Source organism: Pectobacterium parvum (assembly GCF_020971565.1).
Lineage (GTDB): Bacteria > Pseudomonadota > Gammaproteobacteria > Enterobacterales > Enterobacteriaceae > Pectobacterium > Pectobacterium polare.
The window spans coordinates 412758-426519 of the sequence record NZ_CP087392.1 but is presented as its reverse complement, the minus strand read 5'-3'; the positions used below and the strand labels follow the sequence as shown (position 1 = coordinate 426519).

Sequence of the window (13762 nt, the reverse complement as noted above, 5' to 3'; positions counted from 1 at the left end):
CTCGAGAAGCGATGCTCAAAGAATTAGTAACTGTTCATTCGTAATGAATTTTACTGTTGTTCACTCTTCAAGACTTTTTATATCGTTAAGATACGGTCTTGTGAGTGCCCACACAGATTGTCTGATTAAATTGTTAAAGAGCAGTGCCACTTCATCGGTGGCGCGGGGTGCATATACTATGCTTTTCCGCTGTGAAGTCAAGTCATTACCGATTGCCTTCGTTGAATCTTTTTGCTGTCACCACAACCGCGTGTCGCTGTTGCCGTGTCAGTGGATGCGCATTATAGGGACTTCTCGGGCGCTGACAAGCGCTAAATGCAAAAAAGTTACCGAGTGATTTTTTTTTCAGCAAAGCGAATTAAAAGACGCCGTTATGCCGGATTTTTCGCCGCTAATTGGGCGAAATCCTGAGCAAAACGGGCAACCTGCTGCCAGTCAGTGTATTCAATTTCTTTAGTGCTATCCGTTTCCCCACCCGTTATACGCATAATAAGTTGAATCATTACCCGATCAAACCAGCGGTAACGTGGATAACGTAGGGCACCAGCGAACACACAGCACAAATCTGGCTGCCAAGGGGAATTCAGCAGGAACTTACGCGTATAGGCATTGGTTTGTATTGTGCGCTTTTCTGGTTTACGTGCGGTGAGATTCACGGAGAAGAATGCGCTGGGTAGCTGCTGTAGAGAAGTCAGATGCTTACGGATAAATTGATTTACCGCCGGATGAAAGCGCCCATATCGAATCGATGCCCCAATCGCAACCCGATCGTATTGGCTCAGATCGATATCATTCGCATTGAGTACGTTAACAACATCACACTCCAGGGTTCCCTTCAGCGTATTTGCAATATAGGAGGCAATCGCTCTTGTTTGCCCATCCCGACTCGAAAACACGATCAAAGCTTTCATTGTTCTTTATCCTTATTGGGACTATTCCCGCCAGAAGGTTGGCGTAAACAGCACTAAAAGCGTGAAGACTTCCAAACGACCAAACAACATCGTCAGTATCAGAATCCATTTCGCCGTATCATTCATCGACGTAAAATTCTCAGCGACGACGCCCAGCCCTGGCCCCAGGTTATTCAATGTGGCCGCAACCGCAGCAAACGCAGAGAAATCATCAACACCTGTCGCAATGACGGCCAGCATGCTGACAATAAAAACCAGCGCATATGCGGAAAAGAATCCCCACACGGCTTCTAGGATGCGTTCTGGCAACGCCCGATGACCTAGCTTAATCGTATAAACCGCATTCGGATGCACTAGACGCTTAAGCTCACGTGATCCTTGTAGAAAAAGCAGCAGGATACGAATCACTTTCAAGCCACCCCCGGTTGAGCCCGCACAACCGCCAATAAATGCAGAGCACAGAAGCAAAACCGGCAGGAAAAGCGGCCACGATGCAATGCTATCCGTGGTAAACCCTGCCGTTGTCGCCATAGAGACAACCTGGAAGAACGCCTGATTGATCGTCTGCATTCCGCTGTCATAAACGTGGTGGAACCACAGGACAATCGTACACACAGCCACCAGCGACAACTGAACAAAGATGAACATGCGGAATTCCGAGTCACGCCAGTATACCTTCAGGCTGCGGCCGCTCAGCAGGGCAAAGTGCAAACCAAAGTTACAGCCGGAAATCAGCAGGAATATCGCGATGATGGTGTTGATTGTTGGGCTGTTGAAGTAGCCGATACTGGCGTCGTGGGTAGAGAACCCTCCGACGGACACCGTAGAGAAGCTGTGACCAATCGCATCGAATATCGGCATGCCAGCCAGCCAAAGCGCGACGGCACAGGCAATCGTCAGTAAGAGATAAATCAGCCACAGCGTTTTTGCCGTATCGGCAATACGCGGGCGCATTTTGTTTTCCTTCAGCGGCCCCGGCATCTCCGCGCGATAAAGCTGCATCCCACCGACACCAAGAATCGGCAGGATGGCAACGGCGAGTACGATGATCCCCCTCCCACCAAACCATTGCAGCATTTGTCGATAAAACAAGATGGCTTTAGGCAGTGAATCCAGCCCGACCAACGTAGTCGCACCCGTCGTCGTTAACCCAGAGAACGATTCGAAAAAAGCATCCGTTACGCCCAGATTAGGATGTTCCGCAAATAGGAAAGGCAGCGCACCGACGCTTCCCAGCACCGTCCAGAAGAGGACAACGATCAGGAAACCTTCACGAGATTTCAGTTCATGCTTCTGTTTACGGTTTGGTAACCACAGCATGATGCCAATCGCCAGCGCGACAATAAATGTCTGCGTAAACGCCCGGCCTGCGCCATCGCGATAAATTAACGCCACCAGCCCAGGAATAACCATCGTCCCCGAAAACAGGATAACCAACTGGCCGACAATACGAGTTATGGCGCGCAAGTGCATCGCAGGGAATTTCCTTAATGATTCATAAAAAGCGCTGGGATTATTATGGAATCGGCAATAAATGCAACGCGCCGCGGCTTAAATCACGCAATTTCATTGCCGCCTCCTCGGTTCCCCTAACGGGGATAGAGAAGCGCAATACGACTTCCACGCCATACTCGCTATGCAGAACTTTTCCACCAAGCTGGAAGATCAATGATTCCACCTGGGGCAACAGTGCATAGTCACATTGTAAGCCATACTCTTTTTGCAATACTTTCTCTTGCAGCGATAGCAGCTTCAACGCTTGCTGAACGCCACCGCCATACGCCTTCACTAACCCACCCGTGCCCAGTGGGATTCCGCCGTAGTAGCGTACGACCACGGCCGTAATCTCACCGATACCACTTCCCCTCAGCTGCGACAGCATCGGCTTACCCGCCGTGCCGGAAGGCTCGCCATCGTCAGAAAAGCCAAGCTGCTGGGAATCATCAGGCGCGCCCGCAACAAACGCCCAGCAGTGGTGACCCGCCGAAGCATGCTCCTCCCTGACGTGCTGGATAAACGCTTTTGCCGCATCGATTCCCGGCGTTGCCGCCAGGATCGTCGTAAAGCGGCTTTTCTTGATTTCCTCGCTGAAGCTCACTGGCGCAGCAGGAATGGGATACGCTTGCATCAGGCCAGATTCAGGTCGCGCGTCATGTTCTCCACGCGCCCTTCATGAATGACAATATTATCCTCGATACGGATACCGCCAAACGGTTTCAACGCATCGATTTTTTGCCAGTCAAAGTGCTGACTCAATTCTCCCTCACGCCACGGAGCAAGCAAGGATTCGATGAAATAGATGCCCGGTTCGATCGTCATGACCATGCCGGGTTCAAGCACGCGGGTACAACGCAGATAAGGATGCTGCGACGGTGCCGCCAGATGTGTGCCGCGATCGTCTTGCATAAATCCGGCGACATCATGCACCTGCAAGCCCAGCGGGTGGCCAAGGCCGTGCGGCAGGAAAGGCGATGTCATCCCCTGCTCCACCATGGCCTCTTCGCTGATGTCCCGCACCAGCTGATGTGATTTCAGCAGCTTCGCAATCCGCTGATGCATCTGAAGGTGGTAATCGGTATAACGCACTCCCGCCTGAACGGTATCAATCAACGAAAGCATTTCCTGATTGAGATCTTTAATCAGCGAGGCAAACGCGCCATCGCTCTGCGCGGAATAGGTACGCGTCAGATCGGCGGCATAGCCGTTATATTCGGCACCCGCATCAATCAGGAAGCTGCGGACATCGGAAGGCACCTGATGATCGAGCTGGGTATAGTGCAACACCGCGGCGTGCTCATTTAGCGCAATGATATTCCCGTAAGGAACATCGATATCCCGATGACCGGTGGCCGTCAGATACGCCAGGTTAATATCGAATTCGCTCATCCCGGACAGGAACGCTTCATGCGCCGCTCGGTGACCGATAACGGCGGTCTTCTGCGCTTCACGCATGCAGGCCAGCTCGTAATCCGTTTTATAAGCCCGATGGTAGTGCAGATAATCCAGCACGCCCTGAGGGTTAATATTGTCTGCACGAATCCCCAAATCCTGCGCACGCTGCGGGGCGTAGCCGATATAGGCAACACGCTCGCGCTGCGAGGGAAGCAGTTGTCCAATATCATCCGCATTCCGTAGCACGGTAATATCGATGTCTTCAGTCCAAAAACTCTCGGGGACGGGTGCAACGTTATGCCAGTAATCCACCGGTGAGTAGAACCACAGCTTCGGCGGATTAATGCCATCAACCCAGAGCCAGCAGTTCGGCACCTGCGTGACGGGCACCCAAGCTTTAAATTGCGGGTTAACTTTAAAAGGATAGTCGTGATCGTCCAGAAAAACGGTCAACAGCTCACCAGAGTGAATCAGTAATGCGTCAAGCTGATGGCGCGCTAAAACCGCCTGAGCACGCGCTTGCAGCGTAGCCAGATGGTGATGATATAAAGAAGCCAGCTTTTCCATGAGTATCCTTGTACGTCACAACATGATCTCTCCATTTTAACACAGGCATTCCCCAAGGGCAGCGTCCGGTGCTTTGTGATCGATTCGGCAAAAAATTAATCTCTCGTTTGCAAAACGTTAACATTAAAACCACAATTCGATTATCTGGTCATACCAGATCACTCACACAAACAGCGGAGATAAACATGCTTTATCAAGGTGAATCCCTCTACCTTAACTGGCTTGAGGACGGCATTGCCGAGCTGGTATTTTCTGCCCCTGGCTCCGTAAACAAGCTAGATACCCGCACGGTTGCCAGCCTGGGTAAGGCGCTGGACGTTCTGGCGGAACAGCCGAACCTGAAGGGCTTACTGCTACGTTCTGATAAACCGGCATTTATTGTCGGTGCCGATATCACAGAATTCCTTTCTCTTTTTGCCGCACCAGCTGAAAAGCTGCATGAATGGCTTGTCTTCGCCAACCGAATTTTCAGCCGTCTTGAGGACTTGCCCGTTCCCACGCTGTCCGCGATTAATAGCTATGCGTTGGGCGGCGGGTGTGAATGCGTGTTGGCAACCGATTTTCGGCTGGCAACGACGGATGCACGCATCGGGCTGCCTGAGACCAAACTGGGGATCATGCCGGGATTTGGCGGCACGGTCAGGCTACCACGCCTGCTGGGCGCGGACAGCGCGCTGGAGATTATCGCCGCAGGCAAAGACATCGGCGCAGCCGATGCCTTAAAAGTGGGGCTGGTGCAGGCCGTGGTGACCAATGACAAGCTGGTTCCCGCAGCCATCAAGATGTTGAAACAGGCGATTAACGGCTCACTGGACTGGCAGGCTTACCGACGTCCGAAGCTTGAACCGCTGAAGCTCAATAAGATCGAAGCCATGATGAGCTTTACCACCGCCAAAGCGATGGTGCTACAAACGGCGGGCAAACACTATCCGGCACCGATGCTAGCGGTAAAAACCATTGAAGCAGCCGCCACCATGACGCGGGACGACGCATTGCAGCTTGAGACGCAGCACTTCGTTCAACTGGCACGTTCAAATGAAGCTCGCGCACTCGTCGGCATTTTCCTCAACGATCAATATGTTAAAGGCAAAGCGAAAAAGCTGATTGGCGAGACATCCGTACCGAAGCAGGCCGCCGTGCTAGGGGCAGGCATTATGGGCGGCGGCATTGCCTATCAGTCCGCGTTCAAAGGCGTGCCGATTCGGATGAAGGATATCAACGAGAAGCCGCTCGCGCTGGGGATGAATGAAGCAGCCAAGCTCCTGAATAAACAAATGGAACGCGGCAAGTTGGACGGAATGAAAATGGCGACGATTCTGGCGAGTATTCAGCCAACGCTGGATTACGCCGGGTTCGAGCGCACCGACATCGTCGTTGAGGCCGTGGTTGAGAACCCGAAAATCAAAGCCAGCGTGTTGGCAGAAACCGAATCGCACGTGAGCGAGAATACGATTCTGGCGTCGAACACCTCAACGATCCCGATTGCTTTACTGGCTGCATCGCTAAAACGGCCGCAAAATTTCTGCGGCATGCACTTCTTTAACCCGGTACACCGCATGCCGCTGGTCGAAATTATTCGCGGCCCTCAAACCAGCGACAGCACTATCGCCAGCGTGGTGGCTTACGCCAGCAAGTTGGGCAAAACGCCGATTGTCGTGAACGACTGCCCCGGATTCTTCGTGAATCGGGTGCTGTTCCCCTATTTTGCGGCGTTCAGCTTATTGCTCAGAGACGGTGCCGATTTCCGCGATATTGATAGCGTCATGGAGAAAAAATTCGGTTGGCCGATGGGCCCAGCCTATCTGCTGGACGTTGTCGGTATTGATACCGCTCACCACGCTCAGGCCGTGATGGCTGAAGGCTTCCCACAACGCATGGCGAAAGACTATCGCGATGCGATTGATGCGCTGTTTGAACACCAGCGCTTCGGGCAGAAGAATGGTCACGGCTTCTACCGTTATCAAACGGATAGCAAGGGGAAGCTGCGTAAAGAACAGGATGAGGCTGTCGAAACACTGCTTAAGGACATCAGTCAGCCGAAAAAAGCGTTCAGCGCAGAAGAGATTATCGCTCGCATGATGATCCCGATGATTAATGAAGTCGCGCGCTGTCTGGAAGAAGGTATCGTCGCTAGCCCCGCCGAAGCGGACATGGCGCTGGTGTATGGGTTAGGTTTCCCTCCCTTCCACGGCGGAGCTTGCCGCTATCTGGATACACTAGGCAGCGAACACTACGTCGAGATGGCGCAACAGTTGGCGCACCTCGGTGCAATCTATCAGGTGCCTGACGGCTTGCAGCAAAAAGCCAAAAGTAATGAAGGCTATTACCCCTCGGTCGCGCCACACGCGGACGTTTCTTACGGTCAACCGGCATGAGGGCAGGAAATATGGAAAAGGTAGTGATTGTTGATGCCGTACGTACGCCGATGGGACGCTCCAAAGGCGGTGCCTTCCGCCAGGTGAGAGCCGAAGATCTGTCCGCACACCTGATGCGTAGCCTGTTGAGCCGTAACGCGGCGCTGGATGCCCGTGAGATCGACGATATCTATTGGGGATGTGTGCAACAGACGCTGGAGCAAGGCTTCAACGTCGCCCGTAATGCTGCTTTGCTGGCAGAAATTCCGGTGAGTGTCCCCGCCACCACGGTTAACCGGCTGTGCGGCTCCTCCATGCAGGCGCTCCACGATGCCGCCCGTGCCATTATGGTTGGCGACGCCAATGTCTGCTTAATTGGCGGCGTTGAGCATATGGGACATGTGCCGATGAATCATGGCGTCGATTTTCATCCGGGACTGAGCCGCACCACGGCTAAGGCCGCGGGTATGATGGGATTGACGGCTGAGATGCTGGCACGTATGCACAATATTGGTCGTGAGATGCAGGATCAGTTCGCCGCGCGTTCACACCAGCGCGCCCACCGCGCCACCCAGTCAGGAGCATTCCGTCATGAAATTGTCCCTACGGCGGGGCATGACGCAGACGGCGCGCTGCAACGTTTCGATTATGATGAAGTCATTCGCCCAGACACCACCGTCGATAGCCTTGCCGCGCTCAAACCAGCATTCGATCCGGTTAACGGCACGGTGACAGCCGCGTCATCCTCGGCGCTGTCCGATGGCGCAGCAGCCATGTTGATCATGAGTGAATCCCGCGCGGCATCGTTAGGCTTACCCGTACGGGCACGCATCCGGGCGATGGCCGTGGTTGGCTGCGATCCTTCGATTATGGGTTACGGCCCCGTCCCAGCAACCAAACTGGCGTTGAAACGGGCAGGACTCAGTCTGGCTGATATCGGCCTCTTTGAACTGAATGAAGCATTCGCCGCCCAGACGCTACCCTGTATTAAAGATCTGGGTCTATTGGAACAGCTCGATGAAAAGGTCAATCTCAATGGCGGCGCGATTGCGCTGGGTCACCCGCTCGGCTGCTCGGGCGCACGCATCTCTACCACGTTGATTAATCTGATGGAAAGTCGCGATGCTCAGTTTGGCGTGGCGACGATGTGCATCGGGCTGGGACAAGGTATTGCGACCGTGTTTGAGCGAGTCTAAACACAGGAAAGCTCTGTCAGAGAACGGCTAGAAACCAAAAATCCCACAGCCGTGGGATTTTTATTTTTACTTGCTTATGCCTTAACTGCTTTAAATAAACGAAAATGCGTCGCTGAACATATTGGCTGCCAGCGCACCGCGCTCGTTACAAAAACGTTCACGGGCAATTTTTGCCATTTCAAAGCGACCAGCAATATAGATATCCTGCTCTGCCAGTGAGCCGTAGTCCTGCAATACCGCGCTCAGAACGGTGCCCGTTCTGCCATCCCCTCCCTCTTCTGGCTGTTCGACGACTGGCACCACCCGCAGATTGGGGTGCTTAGCCGCAAAGCCTTCAAGCTCGGGTAAGTCATACAAATGCTGGGATTCACGCCCACCCCAGTAAATAGCGATATCGCGCTCGGGTTGCTGCGACAGCGCGGTCAGCAGGATAGAACGCACATACGAAAATCCGGTTCCACCCGCAATCAACACCAGCGGACGCGTACTCTCTTCTCGCAGCCAGGCTTCGCCATGCGGGATATCGACCGTCAGGGTTTTTTCCTTGTGAATGCGTTCCATCACAGCCATCGCGTAAAGATTCAGTTCGGACGCCCCAATGTGCAATTCAATAAAGTTTTTATCCATCGGGGTCGATGCCAGTGAAAAAGGACGTTTATCTCGATCGCCAATCACTACCATCAAATACTGGCCAGCCCGAAAGGAAAACGGCGCTTCAGGTAACAAACGAACGCGATAAACCGTATCGGTTATGGCTTCGACCGAAGTCACTTTACAGCTCAATGTTGTCATGCATTCCCTCTATAGGGTCATAAAAGCAAAACTGAGAACAGAGCAGCAGCCCTTAACGCCGAGGCTCTCTGTCACTAAAAATGGCCAGTTCATCCCATATTTCATCAATGCGGGCACAAACCTGTGGATCCTTCTTGATGGGGCGACCCCACTCGCGCTGCGTCTCGCCAGACCATTTATTGGTGGCGTCCAGACCCATTTTGGAGCCCAGACCAGAAATCGGCGAGGCAAAATCAAGGTAATCTATCGGCGTATTTTCTACTAATACCGTATCGCGCGCCGGATCCATACGCGTCGTGATCGCCCATATGACGTCGTTCCAGTCACGCGCATTGACGTCATCATCGCAGACAATGACAAATTTCGTATACATGAACTGGCGTAAAAAAGACCAAACGCCCATCATGACGCGTTTAGCATGGCCAGGGTACTGTTTCTTCATGGTAACGACCGCCAGACGGTAAGAGCAACCCTCCGGTGGCAAATAAAAATCAACAATCTCAGGAAACTGCTTTTGCAGGATCGGCACGAAAACTTCGTTCAACGCCACCCCCAAAACAGCAGGTTCGTCCGGTGGCCGGCCGGTGTAAGTCGAGTGATAAATAGCATTCTGGCGCTGAGTAATATGCGTGACGGTAAAGACTGGGAAGTGATCGACTTCATTGTAATAGCCGGTATGGTCGCCGTAAGGGCCTTCTGCTGCCATTTCTCCCGGTTCAATATAGCCTTCCAGAACAATTTCCGCACTGGCGGGCACTTCCAAATCGTTCGACAGACACTTCACCACCTCGGTCTTATGGCCGCGCAGCAAACCCGCAAAAGCATATTCCGATAGCGTATCAGGGACAGGCGTCACCGCACCGAGGATCGTCGCAGGGTCAGCGCCCAGTGCGACAGACACCGGAAAACGCTGACCGGGATTTTCCTGACACCACTCCTGAAAATCCAGTGCGCCGCCGCGATGAGATAGCCAGCGCATGATCAATTTGTTTTTTCCCAGCACCTGCTGGCGATAGATCCCCAGATTCTGCCGTTCTTTATGCGGCCCGCGCGTCACAGTGAGCCCCCAGGTAATCAGCGGTGCGGCATCTTCCGGCCAGCACTGCATCACTGGAATCCGGCGCAGGTCAACGTCATCCCCCTGCCAAATCTGTTCCTGACACGGCGCAGAAGACAGACGCTTCGTCGGCATATTCAATACCTGACGGAACTTCGGCATTTTATCCACCAGATCGCGGAACCCTTTGGGCGGCTCCGGTTCTTTCAGAAACGCCAGCAGCTTGCCCACCTCGCGCAATGCGCTGACGTCTTCCTGCCCCATTCCCAATGCAACACGTTTCGGCGTGCCAAATAAATTGCACAGCACCGGCATGTCATAGCCTTTGGGATTTTCAAACAGGAGCGCAGGACCTTCCGCACGCAGCGTTCGGTCGGCAATTTCCGTCATTTCAAGGTAGGGATCGATGGGCTGGGTAATGCGTTTTAACTCCCCTCTCTCTTCCAGCAGTGAGAGGAATTCGCGTAAGTCACGGTATTTCATGCTATTCATCGGGGGCAGTCTATCGTTCTGGCTATTATAAAGTCTCTTCGCCAACCTGTCGCTTCCCGCAGCGCCTATTTATGGTAAGAATCTGCTCACTATCAAGAATCCGATCGCCAAAATGTGGTAACAAAAATATCTGCCGAAAATTTTTTATCCGTGCTCGCTTTTGTTATGCTTGCTCGTCGGAATCATAAGTCTGCGAAATTATGGAAGCTTGGTACTTACTCTATTGTAAACGTGGTCAACTGCTGCGAGCGAAAGAGCATCTGGAACGTCAGGATGTCACCTGCGTGAGCCCGATAATCACGCTGGATAAGATCGTTCGTGGTAAACGAACGGAAGTATGTGAACCGCTGTTCCCGAACTACCTGTTTGTGGAGTTCGACCCCGAACGCATCCACACCACCACCATCAGCGCAACGCGTGGGGTGAGCAACTTTGTGCGATTCGGTGCACTGCCTGCGACCATTCCGCAGCAGGTTATCGATGAATTATCACTTCGCCCTATTCAGGGAATCATTGACCCACTGACTCCGCAGCCCGGCGATAGCGTGGTCATTACCGACGGTATTTTCTCTGGTCTTCAGGCTATCTATACCGAACCTGACGGCGAAGCCCGCTCGATGCTATTGCTGAATATGTTGAACAAGCAGGTCAGACAGAGCATCGATAACCGCGAGTTTCGCAAAGCCTAGCCCTTTGAAAGATAGTCTTTTGAAAACATAGCACTTTGAAAAAATAGTCCTTCGAAAAACGTAGTCCGACGTTCCTTGTCTGTTTGCCCTACCCGGCGCGTTTATCCCGCGCCGGATGAGAACAAGCTTAGCGTTGCATATGCTGATCGTGCAGCCACTGTGCGACACGTTTGGCAAAATAGGTCAGCACCCCCTCGGCACCTGCGCGTTTAAAGCACAGCAGAGACTCCATCACTACTGGCTGTTCTTGCAACCAGCCATTCTGAATCGCCGCCATGTGCATCGCGTACTCACCAGATACCTGATAAGCAAACGTCGGCACGCCAAAGGTGTCTTTGACGCGACGCACTACGTCCAGATAAGGCATCCCCGGTTTGACCATCACCATATCCGCCCCTTCCTGCAAATCCTGCGCAATTTCTTGCAAGGCTTCATCGCTGTTGGCCGGATCCATCTGGTAGGTTTTCTTGTTGCCACCTTTCAGGTTACCCGCTGAGCCCACAGCGTCACGGAAAGGCCCGTAATAGCACGATGCATACTTAGCTGAGTACGCCATGATCTGGGTATTGATCAGGTTTTGTGCTTCAAGGGTGTCGCGAATAGCGCCGATGCGACCGTCCATCATGTCGCTAGGCGCAATAATTTCGGCTCCAGCTTCAGCGTGGGACAGCGCCTGACGCACCAAAATCTCCTTGGTGACGTCGTTAATCACATAACCATCCGCATCGATAATCCCGTCCTGCCCGTGCGTGGTATAGGGATCGAGCGCCACATCCGTCAGCAAACCCAGCTCTGGGACGGCGTCTTTCAACGCGCGGATCGTGCGAGGAACCAGACCATCCGGGTTATAGGCTTCTTCGGCATATAACGATTTCTTATCCGCTTCAATAACGGGGAACAGCGACAGCACCGGAACGCCGAGCTTAGCGATCTCTTCGGCTTCTTTCAGAAGCACGTCGATAGTCATCCGGTATACCCCCGGCATTGAGGGAACTTCCTGACGATGATTTGTCCCTTCCATCACGAAAACGGGATAAATCAAATCATTCACCGTCAGTTGATTTTCAGCAACAAGGCGACGGCTGAAATCATGGCGGCGAATGCGACGCATACGTCGGCCGGGGAAAGTGCCGGGAAAAGCAGTGCTCATGTCATTATTCTCCTGAATCAGGCCAGCCGGAAAACCCGGCGGGCATTTTCATCTGTTGTCTGTCCCAACCATGTGGCATCTTCTCCACGCCACTCCGCAATCTGGCGAATAATATGAGGCAGATAACAGGGTTCGTTACGGCGGGAGGCCGGTTTAGGGCGTAAATCCCGCGGTAACAGATAAGGTGCGTCGGTTTCCACCAACAGCCGATCGGCAGGAATATGCGGCAGTAAGGCGCGCAGCTCAAGCCCGCGACGCTCATCGCAAACCCAGCCGGTAATGCCAACCATCAGCCCCGCAGCCAGACACTCATCCAACTCATGACGATTGCCGGTAAAACAGTGAACGATGGCGGCAGGTAACTGACCCAACCACGGCGTCAGCAGAGAGATAAAGCGGGAATGGGCATCACGACTGTGAAGGAAAACCGGCATGGACAGTTCGGCCGCTATCGCTAACTGCGCACTGAATGCCCGTTCCTGCTCTTCTGGCGTCGAAAAGTTACGATTGAAATCCAGCCCGCATTCGCCGATGGCAACCACGCCGTCGGCGCTTGCCATGTGATGAACCTGTTCGGCGATAGCGTCATTCCATTGGCTGGCATCATGCGGATGAACACCTGCCGTTGACCAACAGTAATCGGGGTAGGCTTGCGCCAGTAACATGGCCTGATGGCTTTCCTGAGCGTTTGTTCCGGTGATCAAGATGCCACTGACACCCGCTTCCTTTGCCCGGATGACAACCTGCTCCCTGTCTTTTTCAAACTGAGAACTGGTTAGGTTGACACCGATATCAAACATGACTCTCACCTGCCCGTGACCGTTCGCCGATTTCACGCCGGCGAATAAAAAAATAAGACCTCTCAAAGAGAGGTCATTTTACCGTCCTACCGCAGGAAACCGTGCGTTACTGCGATGGCTCTTCGGTTTCAGCGCGTCGGCCTTTGCCAACATAAAACCGCGAGAAGAAGACGCCGATTTCAAACAGCAGATACATGGGAATCGCCAGCAGCGTCTGCGAGAAAACATCCGGCGGCGTTAGCAACATACCAACAACGAACGCGCCGACCAAAATATAAGGGCGCTTTTTTTTCAGATCTTCTGGCGTCACCACTCCACTCCAACAAAGCAGTACAATGGCAACGGGCACTTCAAACGATATCCCGAACGCCATGAACAGCGCCATAACAAAATCGAGGTAGTTGTTGATGTCCGTCGCAATCAGCACGCCAATAGGCGCGGTTTTTGCAAAAAAGCCAAACGCCAGCGGGAACACCACGAAGTACGCGAACGCCATGCCCATATAAAACAGCAGACTGCTGGATACCAGCAACGGCATCATTAAGCGACGCTCGTGTTTATACAGGGCTGGAGCGACAAATGCCCACACCTGATACAGCACCAGCGGCGCAGCGACAAACACTGAGACAATCATCGTCAGCTTTATCGGTGTAAAGAAAGGTGAGGCGACATCGGTCGCGATCATGCTGGCACCCGCAGGCAATTGCTCAATGAGCGGGGCGGAAACCAGTTGATAAATGTCGTTGGCAAAGTACACCAGCGAAATAAATACCGCCAGCACACAGATAATGCTGTTCAGTAGCCGCTTACGTAGCTCAATCAGGTGGCTAATTAGCGGTTGAGTCTCTTCATCGGCCATAAA

12 protein-coding genes are annotated in these 13762 nt (G+C 53.1%); 3 read left to right on the top strand and 9 right to left on the bottom strand.

Annotated elements, in window-relative coordinates:
• Positions 1-371: 371 nt before the first annotated feature.
• The 4 genes from hemG to pepQ are packed head-to-tail and all read right to left on the bottom strand — an operon-like array spanning position 372 to position 4370.
• Positions 372-911, bottom strand: a complete 540-nt coding sequence (hemG, locus tag LOZ86_RS01885; protein ID WP_039482948.1) for a menaquinone-dependent protoporphyrinogen IX dehydrogenase — start codon at positions 909-911, stop codon at positions 372-374.
• Positions 912-932: 21 nt separating this feature from the next.
• Complete coding sequence (gene trkH, locus LOZ86_RS01880) at positions 933-2384, bottom strand: Trk system potassium transporter TrkH (protein ID WP_230242795.1); 1452 nt, start codon at positions 2382-2384, stop codon at positions 933-935.
• A 43-nt stretch (positions 2385-2427) separates the two neighbouring features.
• Entirely contained in the window at positions 2428-3039 is a 612-nt protein-coding gene (locus tag LOZ86_RS01875; protein WP_230242794.1) for an IMPACT family protein, read from the bottom strand.
• On the bottom strand, positions 3039-4370 hold the full coding sequence (gene pepQ / locus LOZ86_RS01870; protein ID WP_039482954.1) for a Xaa-Pro dipeptidase: 1332 nt from the start codon (positions 4368-4370) through the stop codon (positions 3039-3041). Before pepQ ends, LOZ86_RS01875 begins: the two co-directional genes overlap by 1 nt.
• A gap of 185 nt (positions 4371-4555) precedes the next feature.
• Between pepQ and fadB the strand changes: the two genes are divergently transcribed.
• Together fadB and fadA are read left to right on the top strand one after the other, a co-directional pair.
• Positions 4556-6745, top strand: coding sequence for a fatty acid oxidation complex subunit alpha FadB (gene fadB, locus LOZ86_RS01865; RefSeq protein ID WP_230242793.1), 2190 nt, complete (start codon positions 4556-4558; stop codon positions 6743-6745).
• Positions 6746-6756: 11 nt separating this feature from the next.
• On the top strand, positions 6757-7920 hold the full coding sequence (gene fadA / locus LOZ86_RS01860; protein WP_039482958.1) for an acetyl-CoA C-acyltransferase FadA: 1164 nt from the start codon (positions 6757-6759) through the stop codon (positions 7918-7920).
• A 90-nt stretch (positions 7921-8010) separates the two neighbouring features.
• On the opposite strand, the gene fre is transcribed toward fadA, so the two are convergent.
• Positions 8011-8712: an NAD(P)H-flavin reductase gene (gene fre, locus LOZ86_RS01855; RefSeq protein WP_230242792.1), complete on the bottom strand. Its 702-nt coding sequence runs from the start codon at positions 8710-8712 to the stop codon at positions 8011-8013.
• Between the two features lie 52 nt (positions 8713-8764).
• Complete coding sequence (gene ubiD / locus LOZ86_RS01850) at positions 8765-10261, bottom strand: 4-hydroxy-3-polyprenylbenzoate decarboxylase (RefSeq protein WP_039482959.1); 1497 nt, start codon at positions 10259-10261, stop codon at positions 8765-8767.
• Between the two features lie 200 nt (positions 10262-10461).
• Here ubiD and rfaH point away from each other — a divergent pair, with 200 nt between their 5' ends.
• On the top strand, positions 10462-10950 hold the full coding sequence (gene rfaH, locus LOZ86_RS01845; protein WP_039482962.1) for a transcription/translation regulatory transformer protein RfaH: 489 nt from the start codon (positions 10462-10464) through the stop codon (positions 10948-10950).
• Positions 10951-11077: 127 nt separating this feature from the next.
• Here the strand turns inward: rfaH and hemB are convergent, their stop codons facing one another.
• From hemB to tatC, 3 genes are all read right to left on the bottom strand, one after another.
• Positions 11078-12100, bottom strand: coding sequence for a porphobilinogen synthase (gene hemB / locus LOZ86_RS01840; protein WP_230242791.1), 1023 nt, complete (start codon positions 12098-12100; stop codon positions 11078-11080).
• 17 nt (positions 12101-12117) lie between these two features.
• Positions 12118-12900 carry a 3'-5' ssDNA/RNA exonuclease TatD gene (tatD, locus tag LOZ86_RS01835; RefSeq protein WP_039482965.1) on the bottom strand — a complete coding sequence of 261 codons (783 nt, stop codon included), beginning with the start codon at positions 12898-12900 and terminating at the stop codon, positions 12118-12120.
• Positions 12901-13006: 106 nt separating this feature from the next.
• Positions 13007-13759 (bottom strand): Sec-independent protein translocase subunit TatC, encoded by a 753-nt coding sequence (tatC, locus tag LOZ86_RS01830; RefSeq protein WP_039498460.1) that lies wholly within the window; start codon positions 13757-13759, stop codon positions 13007-13009.
• Positions 13760-13762 lie beyond the last annotated feature (3 nt).

Excerpts from the sequence above, each read along its gene's own strand:
- hemG (WP_039482948.1), bottom strand. The coding sequence starts at position 911 with ATGAAAGCTTTGATCGTGTTTTCGAGTCGGGATGGGCAAACAAGAGCG.
- trkH (WP_230242795.1), bottom strand. The coding sequence starts at position 2,384 with ATGCACTTGCGCGCCATAACTCGTATTGTCGGCCAGTTGGTTATCCTG.
- LOZ86_RS01875 (WP_230242794.1), bottom strand. The coding sequence starts at position 3,039 with ATGCAAGCGTATCCCATTCCTGCTGCGCCAGTGAGCTTCAGCGAGGAA.
- pepQ (WP_039482954.1), bottom strand. The coding sequence starts at position 4,370 with ATGGAAAAGCTGGCTTCTTTATATCATCACCATCTGGCTACGCTGCAA.
- fadB (WP_230242793.1), top strand. The coding sequence starts at position 4,556 with ATGCTTTATCAAGGTGAATCCCTCTACCTTAACTGGCTTGAGGACGGC.
- fadA (WP_039482958.1), top strand. The coding sequence starts at position 6,757 with ATGGAAAAGGTAGTGATTGTTGATGCCGTACGTACGCCGATGGGACGC.
- fre (WP_230242792.1), bottom strand. The coding sequence starts at position 8,712 with ATGACAACATTGAGCTGTAAAGTGACTTCGGTCGAAGCCATAACCGAT.
- ubiD (WP_039482959.1), bottom strand. The coding sequence starts at position 10,261 with ATGAATAGCATGAAATACCGTGACTTACGCGAATTCCTCTCACTGCTG.
- rfaH (WP_039482962.1), top strand. The coding sequence starts at position 10,462 with ATGGAAGCTTGGTACTTACTCTATTGTAAACGTGGTCAACTGCTGCGA.
- hemB (WP_230242791.1), bottom strand. The coding sequence starts at position 12,100 with ATGAGCACTGCTTTTCCCGGCACTTTCCCCGGCCGACGTATGCGTCGC.
- tatD (WP_039482965.1), bottom strand. The coding sequence starts at position 12,900 with ATGTTTGATATCGGTGTCAACCTAACCAGTTCTCAGTTTGAAAAAGAC.
- tatC (WP_039498460.1), bottom strand. The coding sequence starts at position 13,759 with ATGGCCGATGAAGAGACTCAACCGCTAATTAGCCACCTGATTGAGCTA.